The sequence below is a fragment of the Rhodococcus sp. NPDC127593 genome (assembly GCF_042671975.1).
In the GTDB taxonomy this organism is placed as follows: Bacteria; Actinomycetota; Actinomycetes; order Mycobacteriales; family Mycobacteriaceae; genus Rhodococcus_F.
Genome location: NZ_JBHXWI010000064.1, coordinates 31,940 through 50,231, shown reverse-complemented (window position 1 = coordinate 50,231; position 18,292 = coordinate 31,940). Strand labels below are relative to the sequence as shown.

Sequence of the window (18,292 nt, the reverse complement as noted above, 5' to 3'; positions counted from 1 at the left end):
ACTCCTCGGGATATGGCTTCGGCATGTCGATCATCCTTTCACCGTGAGGGCAGATCCCTCACGGGTCAGGTGTCAACCAGAGCCGGGGCAGTCCCTTGTGGGCAGAGTTCACCTATCGAAGCGACTATGTCCCCGGTGTGGGGATCTACCCACACCGGCCGCTGTTCAAGTAGCCGAGGGAGCAAAGGGTGCTTGCCCTCAGAAGGCCACTGCACGAACTCATACCCGGCCAATTCGTTCTGCACTATGTCCGCGACCCACACCGTTGCCTCATTCACCGGCGCGTCCATCACCAGCCCGTGGCCGATACCGAACCCTCCAACATCACCTACATATTCGTCTGGACCGTGCCAACCAGCAATGACGTAGTACTCGTCGTTGACGACCAACTCCCAGAGCAGCCCGTCCAACGTCACTTCACGGCCGTAACGCAGGCACTGCACGTCACGGGCGACAGCCACGAATGCGGCTACCCAGGCCTCAGGCGCGTCAGTCTCGGGAGCCTGCTCAAACAACGGGAATCGCCATACCAACGAATCTTCGTTCAACCAATCCCGCAGAGGCACGGAGTCCATCCTTACTCCTATTGTCAGTGACTGATCGGCTACCGGTCGGAGGCGTCGTTTAGCTCGGTGTACTTCGCGAGGACTTGTGCCCGCTCGATACCGAAGGGGTAGCCGGCAACGAAAATGGGCCCTATCCGAAGACCAGCTTCGCGTAAAGCACGGTAGAGAGTGTCTTCGATGGTTCCTGCGTCGCCTTCGCCTCGGACTCCGATAGATATCACTACGTCGGGACGCTGACGGTCTGTTTCCGTCCCTCCCGCAGTGGCGTCGTCCAGGTCGAGCGGCCTGGGGCCAATAATCTGCCATTTGGCTCGGCCGGCGAGAAGTTCGGAAAGAGTGGCTCTGAGGACGCCGATGAATGCGGTGGCCTCTGTCGCGTTGGTCTCCAGCTGGAATTCGATGATCTCGGAATCTTGGATCGGCCAACGATCGAATGCTGGTTCGCGAGGCATGCCATGAAGCGTAGGTAGGCAGGGGCTTCTCAGGCGTGGGAATTCCGGAGTAGCTAGCGCAGCATCCGATTTTGGACAGTTGCTGGTCGACCGGAAGCGGAACCTGCACCGGGACAACATCGGCGCCCAGCGCATGCCCCGCAGCGGTCGGCGCTTGCCCCCTCAATGAGGATCGTCATCCACGATAGATGGCAAACGGTTGTGGCCGTAGAAGGGAGGCTGTTTACTTTGTGTTGGTGACCTCGCGCCCGACGGCTTCGCCCATCGGTCCCCCTAGTGCGTGAGTACGCATATGTTGCTTTTGGATGTGGAAGGTCGGGTGCTCGAGAAGTTCCTGTACGAGGGATTGACGGTCGTCGAAGCGGACGGTTTGCGTCGGTGTGCGCCAGTGCACCGTGACGTCTTCGATGATTTTCTGTACCTCGCGACCACACCCGCTGTCGGCGAGGGGTCTTGGGCCAGGTTTCCGACCGCCTGCACGATGTACTTGTCGGCAGTCGGTGGCGACCTGCAGCGCCCACCGCCGCTTATTCCACCCAAGGTAGCCGCCACCGTTGCAGAGGTTCTCTCTCAGTTCCGGCGGGCGCAGCCTGGAGACACGTTCGTTGAAGGACTCGGCCGTATCACCGAACACCAGTACCAGCTCGCAGAGCAGCTCTTCTACGGCCTCGGTGTCGATCTCGGAGACGGCCTCTCGGCAGCCGGATTGCGCGTCTACAGCAAACTGATGTCGGCACGCATCAGCGACGGCTTCGTCCACCCCGCCATCGGCGGACACCTTTGGCGCGATGTTCCCGCCGGTCCGCCCCACCTACCCGACAGCGGCCGCGACGTCACGATCCTGGACACCATCGAAGCGCTCAGCAGGACATGGAGAACGTCGCGAACCGAACGTCCGCACATTGAGCGCACAATTCTCGATCACGCGCACGCCCTTGGTTGGACCGAAGATCCGGGAAGGCCGCAGGCGAGGCCTGGCACGGCGCATGCGGAGAGCCACCAAACAGGCGACGGCCCAACCACGCCCTCCGACACCTAGATAGATATCAGACGCTACGTGCACGCCTGCCGATGACCGGTCATCGATCGATGACCGGCACCCGATCGCTGATGAAGATGCTTCGAGGGAGCTCGTGCGGCACGGGTTGTCACGCTGCGTGGACTCGGGGCGATACCTAGATCATGAGGGTGAGGAAAGCTGCGATAGGTGCCAGCGCTCTTGTCGCGATCGCAACCGCGGCCTGCGCGTCCTCGCCCGCCGATGACACCGAATCGCGCGATCCGACCGTCTTCGTCCAATCCACACAGTTCGCACCTCCGCCGGCGCCGATCACCGATCTCGTGCCCACCGCCGAGCAACTGACCGCCCTGTACAACGCCACAACCAACTACTCCGTACGCGAGGAGGACCGCGCGCGACTCCTAGAGGGCCCCAGCGACCAGACCCTGCCGATCGCGCGGGCCTGGGGTGCGCAACCCTCACCCCAATACATCCAGTTCACCACCGTAGAACCCGTCGGCCCAGACATGATCAACGCGACTGGGCAGGGCCGCCTTGATCGCGTGGCCCCTTACCCGGTGGGACCAATCCCCTTCGTGCGCTCCAACAACGAATGGAAGCTGTCCCGCGCCTATGTCTGCGGCATACTGACCGTTTTCGCCAACCTCCCAGATCCAAGTCCAAGTACTCAGACCGCATATCAGTGCGAGTGAGAGTCCGGAAACAGCGATAGCGCTCCCTCACCGGGACGAGATCGGCACCCAGCACGTGCCTGCAGCGGTTGGCGCTCGTCCCGGCTGGGGATCGACTACCGGTCACCGACCCTTCCCTGCTGGCGGATCATCAGGCCAGCATTCATGCGGACGGTGCCTTCAGGGGTACGAGTACTCGCGTACGAGTTCGGGGTGTTTGGCGCGCAGATAGAGGCTGGCGAACTCGTTCCGGTCCTCGGCAATCCACGCCCACCCCCGTCTGTCCCACTTGGCGAGGTCGGCAATGGCGTCCGCGACGGTGATCGTGCCGTTCTCACTGTTGTGCAGTACGGCTGTGGGATCGTCCCAGTCGATAGCCGCGCTTCGGTGTCGAGTGTCCCGTGGGCGGCGATGACGGCGAGGTCCGCATCCTCCGAGAAGGTCCCGAATTGGACCCGGCGTTGAAAATCGTTGTCCACGACCATGTCGAAGTCGAGGGCAGCGACCAACCAGCGGAGGGGATGAGCAGGTGCTGCCACCAAGACCGCGGTCACGGGGACTCTCGGATGATGGTCGGATTCCGTCGGTACGGATCCGACGACCATGGCGATCCGGTTGTCGGCAACTGCGATCGGTGCACCGTCGAGACCGCGGTGGTAGGGCCGATCAACGGTGACGAATTTGTGGTCGTAGCGGCCGGCGAGCAGTTCTTCGAGCAGAGGGCCCGTCGTGTTGCGGGCAATCTGCCACCGATCGCGTCGAGCGACGGCCTCCATCACACCGCCGACGCATGCAATCAGGCGTCCGAGCCCGCTGTTTTGAAAGCGGTTCTCCATCACAATGCCGCGGTCGACGACCCCGTAAGGCCGACGCTCGGCGTCGATCGGTTGGTCCCGTGCTGGGTGGAGATCGAGCGGAACGGTGTGCGCATTTCATGCCCCGGGTTCTCGGTGAACCGCGACACGAAGGTCGCGGACTCGGGGTCACCTATGGACCACGGTACCGCAGCGTGCTTGGTCTCGGTGGTGCTGTCGTGAGGGCTACGTGCTTGGGCAGCCGACGCGGCGTTCCGACAAGGGATCCCTTACGGAACGATGGCCGACTGCCGCCGGCATGCGCTGGGCCACCACTTCGTCCCTGTGCAGGTTCGTGGCCGACCAGGCGCGGCAGGGGAACTGCCTGTCTCATGACTGGGGGTTATCAGCCCGCGTGCTGCTCCGCCTGGTCAGCCAGGCACCCCGGACGAGCATCAGCAGGCCCAAACCGACGCCCCATCCGACTTCCGCGAGCACCACGCCCACGCCTGCCTGGCCGGTGACGTCGGTGCTGGCGTTCACACTGAACGCGGTCGTGAACCCTGCCGCCGTGCCCGCGGCGGCAGCCAAACCACCCGCTGCCGCCCAGCGGGACAGATGCGCCGCGGCGAGACACGCCAAGACCACTGTCACTCCACAGGCGATCACTTGCCAGGTGGGGAACTGTGTGGGTGCGGGCAGCCCAGGGCCGCGGAATTCTCCTTGGTAATCGGCGGACCAGCTCAGCCAGCCCGCACAAGACAGGAATCCCAAGGGAAACGCGACTAGTCCAGTGGCCCACAGCCCCAGTCGGCCAACTCCCGTCTGCGTTCTACCCACACCTGCTCTGTCCGGGGAGCGCTGCAGCCCGGCCCGCTCGGACCGCGCGACAGACCAGATGATTCCCGCACCGATCATGGTGGGCACACCAACGAAAATGAACACCATCCAGAGGAACTGTGACCACGAGAAGTCGAAATCGACTGTCATGGCTGGAGTATGCACCCACGCGCCGCCGCTGATGATCAGGTCGGTGGCCCAGCGACGTAATCCGGCACCGTAAGTGGATCGGCTTACGGCTACCGCCGGATCAGTGCACGCGTACTGACTGCTGGGATGCTGCGGTCCGCGTCGCTTTCGTAGAAGGAGCGGCCTGCGGCCGCACTATTGATCGACGACTTCACACCATGCGGCAACGCCGCGACAATCTCAACCAATCGGCCACTGGCCACCGAGTGGCCAACTTGCGTGAGATCTGGCCACAGTTCTTGAGACCCTACAGCTCCGCTGCGCTCCGCTCTGTTGAAGAGCAATCGTTCTTTTGACCTGCTGGCCTTGGCGATTCTGATCGACGGCGGCCGGGGAACAACCCCTGGCGGCGCGAGCGACGGCACAAGGCTCCGAGAAACTTTCCCACCCGCACTCGCTTCGCTCGCAGGAAACTTTCTCGGCCCAGGGGTTGCACCCCGTCCTGATACCGCCGATCCGAACCTCCCTTGCCAGCAGGGCAAAAAGAACGATCAGGGCGCCGCAGGTGGCCTGGTCCGAACACGGGAGGCTTTCGTTGAGCAACACCATCATTCTTGATTCCGTCTTCGACCCGTTCGACGTCGCGCGCGTGATCTTCGCCGAACTCGCCATCCCCGGCGATCCGGGGTTCGACGACCTCGACACCGACACCCGCACCGTCCTTCTCGGCATGGTCTTCGACCTCGAACCGGACGACCCGCGCATCCTCGCCGCGCACCGGCCGGTGAACCCGGCCGATTTCGGCCTCACCGCCTGACCCCCACCCCCCATCACCGAAGGAGAAATCCCATGACCCGCAGCACCGACACCATCACCGGCATCACCGTCGACACCGACGGAACTTTGCAGGTCACCGACATGCGCGTGGACGACTTCTGGACCAGCCGCCGGATCACCGATGGGCGCGGCGCGGTCCTGGACGCCGTTCGTGACTACCGCCTCGCCGCCTACCCGATCGGCGGCAACGGCCGACCCGGTGTGGCCTGCCTGCTCGCCGGAGCCAACCACCGCTTCGATCCCCGCCAGCCCGAGAACGACGCGGCCCGCGCGATCGTCACCCGCTACGGGGCTGGCACCGACATCCCGATCCGGGGTCGGGCCGTCATCCTCGCCGGATGGGAGACCGACCCGCGACCGATCCTCGAGCTGGTCGCCCGCGAGCTGGTCGCGCAGATCAACAACGACCTGTTCGCAGCCTCGCCGACGCGGATGCTCAGGACCGCCTGACACCGCCAAAGTCCCACGGAGAAAAAGGGAAACACCGGACAGCTGTTACCTGCCCGGTGTTCTCCTCTCACCCTAGGAGAGAGAACACCATGACCGCAAACACCACCGAAATCGCTACCGCCGCACACGCGGAACTGGTTTACCTGAACCCGGCCGAGGCCGAGATCGAACCCAACACCCGCGACACCGTCGACCCGGCCAAGCTCGCCGAGCTCACCGAATCGATCCGCGAACACGGTGTACTCCAAGCGATCAAGGCCGTCCGCTACGCAGACGGCACCATCCGGGTGCGAGATGGCCAATGCCGCACCCTCGCCTCCCGCGATGCCGGGCTGACCAGCCTCCCCGCCCTGGTCACACAGGACACCGCGACCAGTGACGCCGAACGCGGTATCCAGCGGATCACCCAGCAGATCGTCGCGAACGATCACCGCAACGACCTGACCGACGGGCAGCGCGCCGCCGGTATCGCTCAGATGCTCGATCTCGGCGCGTCGGTGACCAAGATTTCCAAAGCGGTGCACCTGCCTCGTACCCAGGTCAAGGCCGCCGCCGCCGTCGGCACGTCGGCCACCGCGCGCACCGCCCTCGACTCGGGTCAACTCGATCTCGAGCAAGCCGAAATCGTGGCCCGGTTCTTTCTTATGTGGACATCTCACGGCGAGTCGGCACGCGGATCGGATCACCCGGTGGTGGGCTGGGGTCATGCACGTGCAGGCCGTGAAGACGGGCGGGATCGTGTCCTCGGTGGTCCTGGTGGGACCCGATGGCGAGTCGGTGCCGCCGGTGACCCGGTTCCTGCGGTACGTGCTGGATTCCGGCCGGAGCCCGAACACGGCGCTGGCGTACGGCTACGATCTGCGCTTGGTGTTCGAGTTCTTCGCCGAACGCGGAATCGATTGGCGCGAGTTCCGGCCGTCACTGGCCCTGGAGCTGCTCGGATGGCTGCGGCGACGCCCGGTGCGTGGGCCGGCGCAGCGGCTGGGCCTGTCGTCCGTCGGGTCCGGCGGGCGGCTGTTGGCGCCGGCGAGTGTGGCGCGGGTGCTGGCGGCAGTATCGAGTTTCTACGACTGGGCGATCGTCGCCGAACTCGTCACCGGCGAGAATCCGATGCGGCGCCGTCGTGATGTCGCGCTGGCGATGGTCGCCGAACGGCACCGCCCCTTCATGGGGAATGCGAGTAGGCAGCAGCCGGTCAGCCGGGAGGTGCGGGTCCGGTTGCCGCACCGGTTGCCACGTCCGATGAGCGAGTCTGAGGTGACTGCGCTGCTGGAGAGCATGACCTGTTTGCGGGATCTGACGATGGTGCTGTTGATGCTCGACGGTGCCCTGCGACCGGGAGAGGTGCTCGGGCTCCAGCTCGGCGATATCGCCTACGGCCGACGGCGGGTCACGATTCGTAAACGAGACGACCATCCGCGGGGCGTGCGGGCGAAGTCCCGGCACGAACGGGTCGTCGACCTGCTCGAGCCTCGCACGTTGGATGCGGTCAATCGGTATGTGCTCCATGAACGTCCGGTCGACGCACCGAGTCCGTTCGTGTTTCTGGTCGGGGGCAGGGGCGCTCGCCGCTGCGAGCCGTTCTCGTACGCCGCGCTGGTGCGGATGTTCGCCCGGCGGCTGGACACGCTCGGGATACGCACGGTGGACAAAACCCCACACGCCCTGCGGCATACCCACGCGACAGCGATGTGGGAGGCGGGGATGCGGGAGTTGGCGTTGCAACGACGCCTCGGACACGCCTCACCGGAGTCGACCCGGATCTACACCCGGGTCTCCGACCACCAGGTTCGTGACGAGTACGCGGCCGCGCTGCGGGATCGCCGATGACCGGGCCGGCAGCCGCTGGGCCCGTACCTCTCCCGCGCCGGCACGTCGATGAAAGCGAATACCGGGTGTGGGTGGACGCGCACGTTCCCCACCTGCCGGCCCGGTGGGAGCGGATGGGTGCCTATCGGCGGTTCGTCGAGCGATGGCCGAACCTCGAGGCGTGGTTCGAGCAGCCACTGCCGGTGCGCTTGGGATTTGTCGGCGAGGGCATGCGATCGAACGGGCGCACCGACTCGCATCGCGCCAGCGGATATCTGGTGTATCTGTCCATGGTGCAAGGGGTTGGCCTGGACTTCGACTTCCTTCTCGGCAGAAAGTACGCACGTCTGCTGGACCGGCGCAGTGGCAGCACCGGCCTCGGCGTCGATCTCGCGCTGCTCGAGCAGTGGGTCGCGCGACCGAACTGGGCCACTCCCCGGCCAAGGCCCGGAACAGTCTGACGTGGTGCCTGGGCCGGCTCATGCTCCACCGCGGCGACCCCGACCTGACCGCGATCACCGCCGCAGATCTGTTCGCATTCGGGTCAGCCATCCGCGCCTTCGCCGCACGCGACGATTTCAATGCTCTGCGCCGGATACTGTTCGCGAACGGTCAGTTCCACGACGACCCCGACGCCAACCGCGGGTTCCTCCGCAACCACCTCGCGAACCTGCACGCCACCCACGTGCTGCTGTACAACGTCGGCCAGGTCACCACCGCGCCGCGCATCGGCACACGAACCATCGCAAACTGGACCGACCGGCTGCTCCCCGAGCCGTGCCCGCCCAAGATCCGGACGGTCATCGAGCGATACCTGCAACTGCGGCTCGACGCCAAACTGGATCGCCCGCAGACGGTGCACAACGCCCGGCAGGCTCTGCGCCGGTTCGTCAACTGGCTCGGCGTCCATCACACCGAGATCACCAGCCTCGCACAGATCGATCGCGCCACCATCGAGGAATACATGCGGTGGCTGCCGACCTGTCCGAGTCAGCACACCGGCCAGCCGCTGGCGACGACCACGGTCAAACACGAACTCAACTCGATCGCCGGGTTCTGCCGTGACACCGCGGTCTGGGAGTGGGCCGACGTTCCCGGCCGACCACTGCTGACCTCCCGGGACACACCCCGGCGCCCGGAGTCGATCCCCCGCTACCTTCCGCAACACGAACTCGACGCGATCATGACCGCGATCGACGACCTGGCCGACCCGCTACAACGGGCCGCGCTGTTGTTGCTGCGCTGGTCCGGGGCCCGCCGCGACGAGATCCGCCGACTGACCTGGGATTGCCTCGACACCTATCCGGGCGGGCATCCACGGCTGCGGATCCCGGTCGGCAAAGGCCGCACCGAACGGATCGTCCCGCTGCACCCGGACGCAGCCGCCGCCCTCGAACACGCCATCGGCCTGGCCCAGGCGCAGCGCTCGATCGCGCGAATCGACGAGGTCACCGGCCGCCGCGTCGACTACGTCTTCGTCCGCCGCGGCAAGCTGCTCTCGGTCACCACCCTCTTCGACGAGGCGTTCCGCACCGTCTGCGCGGCAACGGGACTGGTCGACGATCGAGGATCCCCGACCGTCAGCGCGCACCGGTTGCGGCACACCCTCGGCACCCAGCTCGCCGAGGGCGGCGCCCGCATTCAGACGATCATGGCAATACTCGGACACCGCAGCGCCACGATGTCGATGATTTACAGCCGCATCTCCGATCCCGAGATCCGGCGCCAATACGAGACGGCGCTCGCCGACGGACACCGGATCGCCGGCCCGGCCGCCGACGCCCTCCTGCACGACGCCCTCGACGACAAGACCGTGGACTGGCTGAAGACGAACTTCCTCAAGACCGAACTCGAACTGGGACACTGCCTGCGGCTGCCCGCCGAGGGGCCGTGCGAATGCGACCTGGTCCTGACCTGCCCGAAGTTCCTCACCACCAGCGAGTACGCGCCGCGGATCAGGGCGCGCCTGGCGACCGAGCAGGTCCTGATCGATGACGCCCGCGCCCGCGGCTGGGACCGGGAAGTCGAACGGCACGAAGCGACCTGCCGGCGGCTGCAGCACCTGCTCGACGACCTCGACGACGGCGAAACCCGCTGAGGTTCAGGAATGGTTGGGGCACAACAGGTCCGACTCCACTACCCAGTCCCTGTTGCGCGAGCCAGTCCCGCACCGCCGCCGGGACGTCGTCGCTGCCGGAATCGGTGCCGGTGACCAGCGGACCGTCCCCAACACCGGGAGCAGCTGACCACCAGGACGTGGCCGTGGGGCTGACAGTGGGCGCAGTGCCGGGCCTCGCGCAGCTCGCCGCGATCGCCGAGGTGCAACCAGACGGTCGCGAGATCCGCGCGGTGCGGAATGAGGTCCCGGCGGGTGGCGGGCTCGTATCCGCAGGTCGGACAGGACGACGATCCGGCCGCCGAGGACGAAGGCGCAGCAACGGGTGTCGGGGTCTTCCTGGCCTCGGGTTGCGGGATGTCCGCGGTGAGCGTCTCCGGCGGACGAGACGGGAGATGGCGGTAGAGGGTCGAGCGGGTCAGCCCGGTCTTGTCGGTGATCTCGGCGATGGTGGCGCCGCCCTCCCGGAGTTGAGTGGCGTAGGCGAGTTGGGCGTCGGTGACCACGCTGGGTCGACCGGTGCGTCGTCCCTTCTCGGTGGCCACGGTGCGGGCGTGGGCGGCCCGCTCGACCGCGTAGGTGCGTTCCATCTGCCCGAACAGCGCCAGCAGCACCACCGCCAACTGGCCCATCGGGTCCTCCGGGTTCGTCGAGTCGATTTTGATCGGATCGGCCAGGTTCCGGAATCCGATGCCGCGCTGGTGCAAGTCGTGGATCAGGTTGAGGGTGTCGCGGACGGTGCGGCCGAGCCGGTCGAGGGTGTGCACCACGATCACATCGCCCTCGCGTGCATAACCCAGCAGCGCCTGCAATCCGGGACGTTCGGTGGTGGCCCCGGACTTCTTGTCCACGTAGATGTTCGCCTGGTCGACCCCGGCCTTGCGGAGCGCGTCGATCTGCCGCGTCAGGTCCTGCTTGCTCGTCGACACCCGGGCGTACCCCAACTCCATGTCACGAGAGTACCGAAAGTTAGGTCTGTACGATGTTGTGACACGAATGTAGAACCAATTTCGAGCTGCGTGCTGGGCTTTTGTTTGTATTCGGACGGGCCCGATGGACCGCAAGAACGGGAGCGGCCAGGTATCACTTGGATCGACCGCCCGTGGGGCCTGGTTGGCGATCGTGGCCTAGAATCTATTTTCGTATTACGATAATGGTTATGGCTGAGGAGACGATCAACGGAGCGCCCGTCACGGACGGGATGATCCAGAAGTGGGCAGACGAGGCCGAGGACGGTTACGACGTCGAAAAGTTGCGCAAACGCGGCCGACCGACCGTGGGGGACGGCCCCGGCGCGGTGGTGCCGGTACGGATGGACGAGGCATTGCTGAAGGCATTGAACGCCCGTGCCGAGCAGGAGCATGTTTCCCGCTCCGAGGCGATTCGAGAAGCGGTGCGTGCCTGGACCCAGGTCGCGTGAAGGCGCATAAATCCGCGCTCAAACACGGGATCAGCGAGAACGATGGCATCTACGCGGCAGGGCATCACGTATATACCGCTGGTCTGGACGACGACAACCCCGCGCGCGAGTTCCGGCTGGGTTTCGACCCGAACGGTCGGCTCCTGGAACTGGTTGTCCTGCGCTTCGACAGTGGGAACGAGCTGCTCATTCATGCCATGAAGGCTCGCTCGCAGTACTTCGACCTCTTGTAGCAATCACCGCGCGGCCCGGTGCGAGAGCCTCCCCTAGAGGCGGACGGCGCGGCCGCCGGTCGAGGGTGTGCACCACGATCACATCGCCCGTTCGAACGTAGCTGCCAGTTCGGGACGTTCGGTGGTGGCCCCCGGACTTCTTGTCCGCGTAGACGTTCGCCAGGGGTTGATCCCAGCTTTGGTGAGCGCGTCGATCCGCCGCGCGAGTTCCTGCTTTGGGCGCCGATATCCGTGCGTACCCCAAATCCATCTCCAGGCGCGTACTGAAAGTCAGGGCTGCACGACGGTTGTGGCACGCAATTATGGAATTAACTTATGAGACGCCTCGACCTGGGTTTTTATCGGATCCGGATATTGTCCGGGTGGTGTCTCATTTCCAAGGTAATGAGCCGCCGTTCAGGTTCTCCCCTATCGCTGTGAGTGCCGTGGTCTCAATCGAACTGTCAACGTGGGAAGTCGAGCGCTGGGGCGAGTTGAGTAAGTGTGGGCAACAGGTCTGCGGGGTGGGCGAGGGGTTGGATTGCTACATGGTCGGCCCCGACGTCGAGATGTCCACGAAGTTGGGTGGCGATGGTCTGCGGTTCCCCCTGGGCGACGAGGGCGTCGATCAGTGCTTCACTGCCTCCGTCGCTGAAGTCGGAGTCGGTGAAGCCGAGCCTCCGGAAGTTGTTGAGATAGTTCTTCATTCGCATGTTCAGATAGGTACTCAGGCCCTTTCGGCCGAGGGTGAGCGTGTGGTCGCGGTCCGTGCCGATCGCAATTTTGTGCTCGGGGGCGAGCAGCGGGCCGTCGCCGAGTACGTTCCGGGCCGACCGGGTGTGGTCCGGGTTGACGAGGTAGGGGTGGGCGCCGGCGGTGCGGTCGGCAGCGAGCTCGAGCACGCGGGGCCCGAGTGCGGCGAGAACCCGGCGTTCGGCGGGGACGGCATTCTCGTCGAGAGTGTCGAGGTAGTTAACCAACCCTTGGTACGGCTTGACCGCACCGTTCCCGTTGACCTCACGGTGGCCGGCGCCGAGCCCGAGCAGGAATCGGCCGGGGTAGGCGGTGTCGAGACGGTGATACGACTGCGCCAGCCGGTCGGCGTCGGTGCTCCAGATGTTGACGATGCCGGTCGCGACGGCGAGGTGAGAGGTGGCCGCGAGTGCGGTCTCGGCCGTTGCCAGATCGTCCGCGGGTGATCCGCCGATCCACAGGGTGCCGTAGCCGAGTCGTTCGATCTCGGCGGCGAAGGCCCCGGTGATGTCGGTGTGGCGCACCCAGACGCCGAAGGTTCCTAGCTTGACCGGTGTCGCGGTCAGACTCATGCGTGGGGCTCCTTGATGGTGGGGAGGGGCGGTGCTCGGGCCTTATGCGCCGATCGGCGCGAGTGTGCGGAACGTGCTGCCGTGGAAGACGAGTGGGTTTCGGGTGGGGTCGGCGGCGAGGGTTTCGATGCGCAGCAGCACGATCTGGTGATCGCCTGCCGGGATGTCGCCGATGATGGTGCATTCCATCGTGGCGACGGCGTCGTCGAGCAGCACTGCACCATCGGTTCCAGCGCGCCACTGGACGTCGGCGAAGCGGTCGGTGCCCCGGGCGGACAACGCACGGCACACCAGGTCCTGGCCTTCGGCGAGGACGCTGACCCCGAGCCGTGGGATCTCGCGCAGGGTGGGCCAGGTGGTGGAGGTGTGGGCCATGGCGACCGAGACGATCGGGGGGTCGAGCGAGACGGTGGTGAACGAACTGGCGGCGAGACCGCGGGGGCGCCCGTCGTCGCCGAGACCACACAGGGCGATGACGGTCTGGGGGATGTTCGCGAAGACGGTGCGCAGGGCGGCCGGGTCGGTGGGGGCGGCGACTGTAGTCATGGCGGTGTTCTTCCTTTGGAGGCCGAGGGGGCGTCAGTTCGAGGCGGCGAGGGATTCGGGGAGCGGTGCGGCTGTGACCAGGTGGTGGTGCAGGCGGGTGCGCTTGGTGTGCAGGTAAACGGTGTTGTCCACGGTCGGTGTGGTGAGCAGGGCTTCGCGGCGGGTGATCACGGCACCGGCATCGGTGAGTTGCCGGCATTTGTCGGGATTGTTGGTGAGCAACCGGATGCCCCGGACGTCGAGGTCGCGCAGGATATGCGCTGCAGCGGTGTAGGACCGGGCATCGACGGGAAGCCCTTGGGCGAGGTTCGCGTCGACGGTGTCCATGCCCTGGTCCTGTAAGGAGTAGGCGCGGAGCTTGGCGGTCAGCCCGATCCCGCGACCCTCGTGGCCGCGCAGGTACACCAGGATTCCGCGGCCTTCGGCGCCGATTCGGGCCAGTGCCTGATCGAGTTGCTCACCGCAGTCGCAGCGCATCGATCCGAGGATGTCGCCGGTCAGGCATTCCGAGTGGACCCGAACCAGCACCGGGGTGGTGCGGTCGGTGACGTCACCCATCACCAGGGCCAGGTGCTCGCTGTCCTCGGTGGTGGACCGGTAGGTGATCGCGGTGAACTCGCCGTGGCGGGTTGGGATGCGGGCCTCGGCGGTCCGGTCCAGGGGGTGGTCGTTCCGGCGCCGCCAGGCGATCAGGTCGGCGATCGCGATCATCGCCAGCCGGTGTTCGTCGGCGAACGCGCGCAGCTCGTCGGCGCGGGCCATCGCACCGGGCTCGGTGCGGCTGACGATTTCGCAGATCACCCCGGACGGACGCAGGCCCGCGAGGCGGGCGAGGTCGACGGCGGCCTCGGTGTGGCCGGCACGGGCGAGGACTCCGCCGTCGTGGGCACGGAGCGGGACCACGTGACCGGGCCGCGTGAGGTCGTGCGCGCCGCTGTCGCGGTCGGCCAGGACCCGGATGGTGGTGGCGCGGTCGGCGGCGGAGATGCCGGTTCCGATGCCCGCTGTCGCATCGACCGTCACGGTGTACGCGGTGCCGTGCTTGTCCTGATTGATGGTGCACATCGGCGGCAGGGCCAGGCGGTCGCAATCCTCGCCGGTCAGTGGGACACACACGAATCCGGAGGTGTGGCGCACCATGAAGGCCAGCAGCTCCGTGGTGGCCTTCTCGGCGGCGAAGACCAGATCGCCTTCGTTCTCACGATTTTCGTCGTCGACCACGACGACGGCCTTGCCTGCCGCGATGTCCGCGATCGCGCGATCGATGCTGTCGAATCTCGTCACGGTGGCCTCTCATCCTCTGGATCGACTTTGTAAGCATGCTTATATTAGCCAGCAGGCTTACATCGTGTCAACGGCTACTCGTTGTATGGGGACCCGCGAACAGCACCGGCCACTCGCCGGGTGGTTCTCACCCGAGGAGCGGCCGGTGCCGGAACGGTCTGTGTGCAGTTGTGGCGTGCGGTCAGGGTGCCGACGAGGTGCTCGTCGGCCACGCGAACGCGGGACGGTCACGGCGGCGATCCTCCGCAGTCCGCGGCACGGGCCCGGTGTGGCGGAGAAATCCCGGGCTGCGCACCCCGACGACCTCGGCGAGCCAGGTGGCGGCCTCGACCAGCGCGGGAAGATCGAGGCCGGTGGGGATGCCCATGAGCTCGAGCATCGCCGCCGCGTCCTCGGTGCAGACCCCGCCGCCGCGGGCGGCCGGGCGGGCCGGGTGCCCTCCTGCGCCGCCGAGGGCGGTGTCGATGTTCGTGATTCCGAGGCGGGCGAGTTCGGCGATACCGGCAAGCCCCATGCCTCGGTGGTCGTGAATGTGGACGGTGAGCCGTCCCAGCTCCGTGATCTCGGTGGCGGCTTTCACCATTGCCTGGATCTGTGGCGGTGCCGCGTACCCGAAGGAGTCGGCGAGGATCCAGTCGTGGACGCCGAGCGCCGACAGTCGCGCCCCCAGCGGCGCGAGGTCGGTCCAGGTGCGGGGCAGTCCGGCCGGGCCGCCGAAGGCCCCGATCAGATAGGTGCCGAGGGTGATGTCGGCGGTGCCGGCCACCTCCGACATCTGTTCGAGGGTGGACAGTGCGTCGTCGATGGTGCGGCCGGTGTTGTTCACCGAGAAGGCCTCGTCGGCCGAGAGCAGGAACCACGCTTTGTGGGCGCCGGCGTCGATCGCGCGGCGCAGCCCGGTGAGGTTGCCGACGCAGCACTCGAGGGACACCCCCGGGCGGCGGTGGATGCGTGCGAACACCTCGTCGGCATCGGCGAGGCGGGGCACGAGGTCGGGCCGGACGAACGAGGACACCTCGATCGCCGGAACACCGGCGGCGATCAGCCGGTCGACGAGTTCGACCTTCTGCTCGGTGGTCGCGTCCGCGGACTGGAACGCGAATCGGGGCGCCACGTCGCGCAGCCGCACCGCCGGAGTCGCCCCGATGCCGGGCGCGGGCGCCGGCCCGGTCACCGGGACCACGCGAATGCGCCGCGCCGGGGGTCGACGTCGGCGGCGGTGCGGGGCACCGCACCGGTGCGGCGGACGAACCCGCCTTCGCCGCCGCCGAGGATTTCGTCGAACCAGTTCGCCGCGTCGATGAGAGCGTTCAGGTCCACGCCGGTGTCGACGTCGGAGCGTTCGAGCAGTTGCACGGCGTCCTCGGTGCAGACCCCGCCGGCCCGCGCACCGGGGACGGCGGGGTGCCCGCCGGCGCCGGCGAGGGAGGTGTCGATGTTGCGCAGTCCCATCCGCGCCAGCTCCGCCACGTTCGCCACCCCCATGCCGCGGCTGTCGTGGACCTGCACGGTCAGCTTGTCCATCACATTGATCTCGGCGGCGAACGCCACGGTCTCCCGTATCTGCACCGGGCTCGCGTACCCGCAGGAGTCCGCGAGAATCCAGTCGTCCACCCCTATTTCGCGCAGCCTCCGCAGCAGGGGTTCGAGATCTTCGGGGCGCCTGGGGGTGCCCAGTGGGCCGCCCCAGGCGAAGATCAGGTACGTGCCCACGGTGGTGCCGGTGCCGTCGGCCTCGGCCCGCAGCCGCTCGAGGACGGCCAGTGATTCGTCGATCGAGCGGCCGGTGTTGTTGCGGGAGAATTCCTCGTCCGCCGACAGCAGGAACGAGGCCTTGTGGGCGCCGGCGTCGACCGCTCGGACCAGACCGCTCTGGTTGCCGATGCAGCATTCGAGAGAGACCCCCGCGGGGCGCTGCACCCGGGCGAAGACTTCGGCGGCGTCGGCCAGCCCGGGAACCAGATCGGGGCGCACGAACGAAGACACCTCCACCGCGGTGATCCCGGCGGCGGTGAGCCGATCGACCAATTCCACCTTCTGTTCGGTGGTGGCCGGTTGGGCCTGAAAGGTCAACCGGGGGGCGACGTCCCGGATGCGGACAGTGTTCATCTCAGGGTGCTCCTGCACTGGCGGAAGCGGTGTGGGCCGCCGCCGGGTAGGTGGGTCGGGGAAGCTCAGAGGTTGCGGGTCGGGCGCATGCCGGCGGCGTCGGCGTCCCAGGTTCCGGCGGTGAGGCCGTCCTCACGCAGCGCCACCTTCCGCAGTTTCCCGGTGGGGGTGCGGGGGAGGGTGGTGGTGAGCTCGAAGTACCGCGGAACCATGAAGTGCGGCAACTGCGCATCGCAGTGCCGGTAGAGCACCTCGAAGTCGATGGTGGCCGGGTCGTCCACCTCGAGCACAACCTTGACCTCGTCCTCGCCGAGTTCCGAGCGCACCGCGACCGCGGCCACTTCCTTGATGCCGGGGAATTGACCGACGGCGGATTCGACTTCGTGGGAGGAGATGTTTTCCCCGCGCCGGCGCAACGCGTCCTTCTTGCGGTCGACGAAGTAGAAGAACCCGTCCTCGTCGACGTAGCCGAGATCGCCGGTGTGCCACCACAGATCGGTCATCCCGGCCAGCGTCGCCTCCGGGTCCTTGAAATAGCCGGCGAACATGATGTTCGCCATCGTCGGCCGGTAGACGATCTCCCCCACCTCACCGGCCGAGACCGAGCGGCCCAGCTCGTCGTGGATCTCGACGATCGAGGTGGCGGTGGGCTTGCCGAGCGAGCCGACCCGGCGACCGTGTAGCGGGTTGTACAGGAAGTTCTTGGCCTCGGTGGAGCCGTAACCCTCGACGATGTGCACCCCGAACCGTTCCTCGAAACGGTAGAGCACGTCCGCCGGGGCCGGGGCGGCGAAGACCCGCTCGACCGCATGGTCGCGATCGCGCGGAGACGGTGGCTGCGCGAGCAGCATCGGCAGGATCGAGCCGAGGGCGAAGAACTCGGTAGCCCCGGTCTCCCGGATCTCATCCCAGAACCGGCTGGCGGAAAATCGCGGCGACAGACAGATCGTTGCCCCCGCATAGATCGCGTGCATGCTGCAGGTGATGGTGGCCGCACCGTGGAACATCGGCAGGCAGGTGTAGAGACGGTCCCGGGTGGTCGTGCCCATCGCGACGGCGGCCTCGCGGGCCATGACCACACCCTTCAGCGCCGGACTGAGCACCCCCTTGCTGCGGCCGGTGGTGCCGGAGGTGAAACTGAGGCTGGTGAGATCTCCGGGTGCGACCATCGGGAGGTCCACCGTGACTTGCCCCTTGGTGTGGATGTCGGCCCAAGCGTAAGTTGCGACATCGCCGGCGGGAAGCCGGTCCGGCTGTCCGTCGAGGTAGATGAGGTTGGTCACGGACGCAGGCAGATTTTCCAGATCGGCGAGGGGGCCGGTCATTTGCCGCTCGGTGATGATCGCCCGGGATTCGGAGTGCTCGAGTGCGAACTCGAGGAACGAGCCCTTGTAGGCGGTATTGATCGGCACATACTGCAGGCCGGCCCGTCCGAGACCGAAGAGCGCGATGAGGAATTCGGGCCGGTTGGACAGGAAGACGCTGACTGCGTCCCCGGGCTGCAATCCGATCGCGAGTAGTCCACGGGCCAAGCTGGTAGCAGCGTCATCGAGCTCGCGGTAGCTCAGTTCCGTTCCCTCGAAGACCAGTGCGGTCTTGTCGGGATTTTGACTGGCTCGGGCGGCCAGCAGACCGGACGCGGTTCCGCCGCCGAGATCCCGAAGGTCGTGTGTGCTCATTCTTTTCTTTCCTCCATGTGCGGGCCGGACCG

General features: G+C 66.5%; 19 protein-coding genes and 2 pseudogenes. 10 read left to right on the top strand and 11 right to left on the bottom strand.

The annotated features are described in order from the left end of the window. Window positions 1–65: 65 nt before the first annotated feature. From ACFVJ3_RS40410 to ACFVJ3_RS40400, 3 genes are all read right to left on the bottom strand, one after another. Window positions 66–575: a hypothetical protein gene (locus ACFVJ3_RS40410; RefSeq protein WP_378457406.1), complete on the bottom strand. Its 510-nt coding sequence runs from the start codon at window positions 573–575 to the stop codon at window positions 66–68. Window positions 576–604: 29 nt separating this feature from the next. After that, window positions 605–1,018 carry a hypothetical protein gene (locus ACFVJ3_RS40405; protein ID WP_378457405.1) on the bottom strand — a complete coding sequence of 138 codons (414 nt, stop codon included), beginning with the start codon at window positions 1,016–1,018 and terminating at the stop codon, window positions 605–607. Window positions 1,019–1,241: 223 nt separating this feature from the next. Then, the gene (locus tag ACFVJ3_RS40400; RefSeq protein WP_378457404.1) at window positions 1,242–1,796 is read right to left on the bottom strand and encodes a hypothetical protein; all 555 of its coding nucleotides are present in this window, start codon (window positions 1,794–1,796) and stop codon (window positions 1,242–1,244) included. Between the two features lie 404 nt (window positions 1,797–2,200). Here ACFVJ3_RS40400 and ACFVJ3_RS40395 point away from each other — a divergent pair, with 404 nt between their 5' ends. Continuing rightward, window positions 2,201–2,731, top strand: a complete 531-nt coding sequence (locus ACFVJ3_RS40395) for a hypothetical protein (RefSeq protein WP_378457403.1) — start codon at window positions 2,201–2,203, stop codon at window positions 2,729–2,731. 545 nt (window positions 2,732–3,276) lie between these two features. Beyond that, window positions 3,277–3,747: a hypothetical protein gene (locus ACFVJ3_RS40390; RefSeq protein WP_378457402.1), complete on the top strand. Its 471-nt coding sequence runs from the start codon at window positions 3,277–3,279 to the stop codon at window positions 3,745–3,747. 147 nt (window positions 3,748–3,894) lie between these two features. On the opposite strand, the gene ACFVJ3_RS40385 is transcribed toward ACFVJ3_RS40390, so the two are convergent. Continuing rightward, window positions 3,895–4,494, bottom strand: a complete 600-nt coding sequence (locus tag ACFVJ3_RS40385) for a hypothetical protein (RefSeq protein ID WP_378457401.1) — start codon at window positions 4,492–4,494, stop codon at window positions 3,895–3,897. Window positions 4,495–5,068: 574 nt separating this feature from the next. On the opposite strand from ACFVJ3_RS40385, the gene ACFVJ3_RS40380 reads away from it, so the two are divergent. The 6 genes and pseudogenes from ACFVJ3_RS40380 (at window position 5,069) to ACFVJ3_RS40355 (ending at window position 9,667) form a co-directional block, all read left to right on the top strand. Beyond that, window positions 5,069–5,290 (top strand): hypothetical protein, encoded by a 222-nt coding sequence (locus ACFVJ3_RS40380; RefSeq protein WP_378457400.1) that lies wholly within the window; start codon window positions 5,069–5,071, stop codon window positions 5,288–5,290. A gap of 32 nt (window positions 5,291–5,322) precedes the next feature. After that, a complete protein-coding gene (locus ACFVJ3_RS40375) occupies window positions 5,323–5,760 on the top strand; it encodes a hypothetical protein (protein WP_378457399.1) in 438 nt (145 codons plus the stop codon). Further along, window positions 5,649–6,137, top strand: a pseudogene (locus tag ACFVJ3_RS40370) (ParB/RepB/Spo0J family partition protein); the annotation flags it as partial. The gene ACFVJ3_RS40375 and the pseudogene ACFVJ3_RS40370, both read left to right, overlap by 112 nt. A gap of 328 nt (window positions 6,138–6,465) precedes the next feature. Further along, entirely contained in the window at window positions 6,466–7,590 is a 1,125-nt protein-coding gene (locus ACFVJ3_RS40365) for a tyrosine-type recombinase/integrase (RefSeq protein WP_378457398.1), read from the top strand. Beyond that, a complete protein-coding gene (locus tag ACFVJ3_RS40360; protein ID WP_378457397.1) occupies window positions 7,587–8,030 on the top strand; it encodes a hypothetical protein in 444 nt (147 codons plus the stop codon). The genes ACFVJ3_RS40365 and ACFVJ3_RS40360 overlap by 4 nt, the downstream gene beginning before the upstream one ends. Next, window positions 7,976–9,667: a tyrosine-type recombinase/integrase gene (locus tag ACFVJ3_RS40355; RefSeq protein ID WP_378457396.1), complete on the top strand. Its 1,692-nt coding sequence runs from the start codon at window positions 7,976–7,978 to the stop codon at window positions 9,665–9,667. The genes ACFVJ3_RS40360 and ACFVJ3_RS40355 overlap by 55 nt, the downstream gene beginning before the upstream one ends. A 3-nt stretch (window positions 9,668–9,670) precedes the next feature. On the opposite strand, the pseudogene ACFVJ3_RS40350 reads toward ACFVJ3_RS40355, so the two are convergent. After that, window positions 9,671–10,635, bottom strand: a pseudogene (locus ACFVJ3_RS40350) (recombinase family protein). Between the two features lie 209 nt (window positions 10,636–10,844). Here ACFVJ3_RS40350 and ACFVJ3_RS40345 point away from each other — a divergent pair. Next, window positions 10,845–11,105, top strand: coding sequence for a ribbon-helix-helix domain-containing protein (locus tag ACFVJ3_RS40345; protein ID WP_378457395.1), 261 nt, complete (start codon window positions 10,845–10,847; stop codon window positions 11,103–11,105). Beyond that, entirely contained in the window at window positions 11,102–11,338 is a 237-nt protein-coding gene (locus ACFVJ3_RS40340) for a toxin (protein ID WP_378457394.1), read from the top strand. The genes ACFVJ3_RS40345 and ACFVJ3_RS40340 overlap by 4 nt, the downstream gene beginning before the upstream one ends. 443 nt (window positions 11,339–11,781) lie before the next feature. Here ACFVJ3_RS40340 and ACFVJ3_RS40335 read toward each other — a convergent pair whose 3' ends face one another. The 6 genes from ACFVJ3_RS40335 to ACFVJ3_RS40310 form a co-directional block, all read right to left on the bottom strand. Further along, window positions 11,782–12,642 carry an LLM class F420-dependent oxidoreductase gene (locus tag ACFVJ3_RS40335; protein WP_378457393.1) on the bottom strand — a complete coding sequence of 287 codons (861 nt, stop codon included), beginning with the start codon at window positions 12,640–12,642 and terminating at the stop codon, window positions 11,782–11,784. Between the two features lie 42 nt (window positions 12,643–12,684). Then, window positions 12,685–13,188, bottom strand: a complete 504-nt coding sequence (locus tag ACFVJ3_RS40330) for a flavin reductase family protein (protein ID WP_378457392.1) — start codon at window positions 13,186–13,188, stop codon at window positions 12,685–12,687. Window positions 13,189–13,221: 33 nt separating this feature from the next. Beyond that, complete coding sequence (locus tag ACFVJ3_RS40325; RefSeq protein ID WP_378457391.1) at window positions 13,222–14,472, bottom strand: bifunctional 3,4-dihydroxy-2-butanone-4-phosphate synthase/GTP cyclohydrolase II; 1,251 nt, start codon at window positions 14,470–14,472, stop codon at window positions 13,222–13,224. A gap of 181 nt (window positions 14,473–14,653) precedes the next feature. Next, window positions 14,654–15,646, bottom strand: a complete 993-nt coding sequence (locus ACFVJ3_RS40320) for a pyruvate carboxyltransferase (protein ID WP_378457390.1) — start codon at window positions 15,644–15,646, stop codon at window positions 14,654–14,656. Next, window positions 15,643–16,581, bottom strand: coding sequence for a pyruvate carboxyltransferase (locus tag ACFVJ3_RS40315; protein ID WP_378457389.1), 939 nt, complete (start codon window positions 16,579–16,581; stop codon window positions 15,643–15,645). Before ACFVJ3_RS40315 ends, ACFVJ3_RS40320 begins: the two co-directional genes overlap by 4 nt. 65 nt (window positions 16,582–16,646) lie before the next feature. Then, window positions 16,647–18,260: an AMP-binding protein gene (locus ACFVJ3_RS40310; RefSeq protein WP_378457388.1), complete on the bottom strand. Its 1,614-nt coding sequence runs from the start codon at window positions 18,258–18,260 to the stop codon at window positions 16,647–16,649. Between the last annotated feature and the right edge of the window lie 32 nt (window positions 18,261–18,292).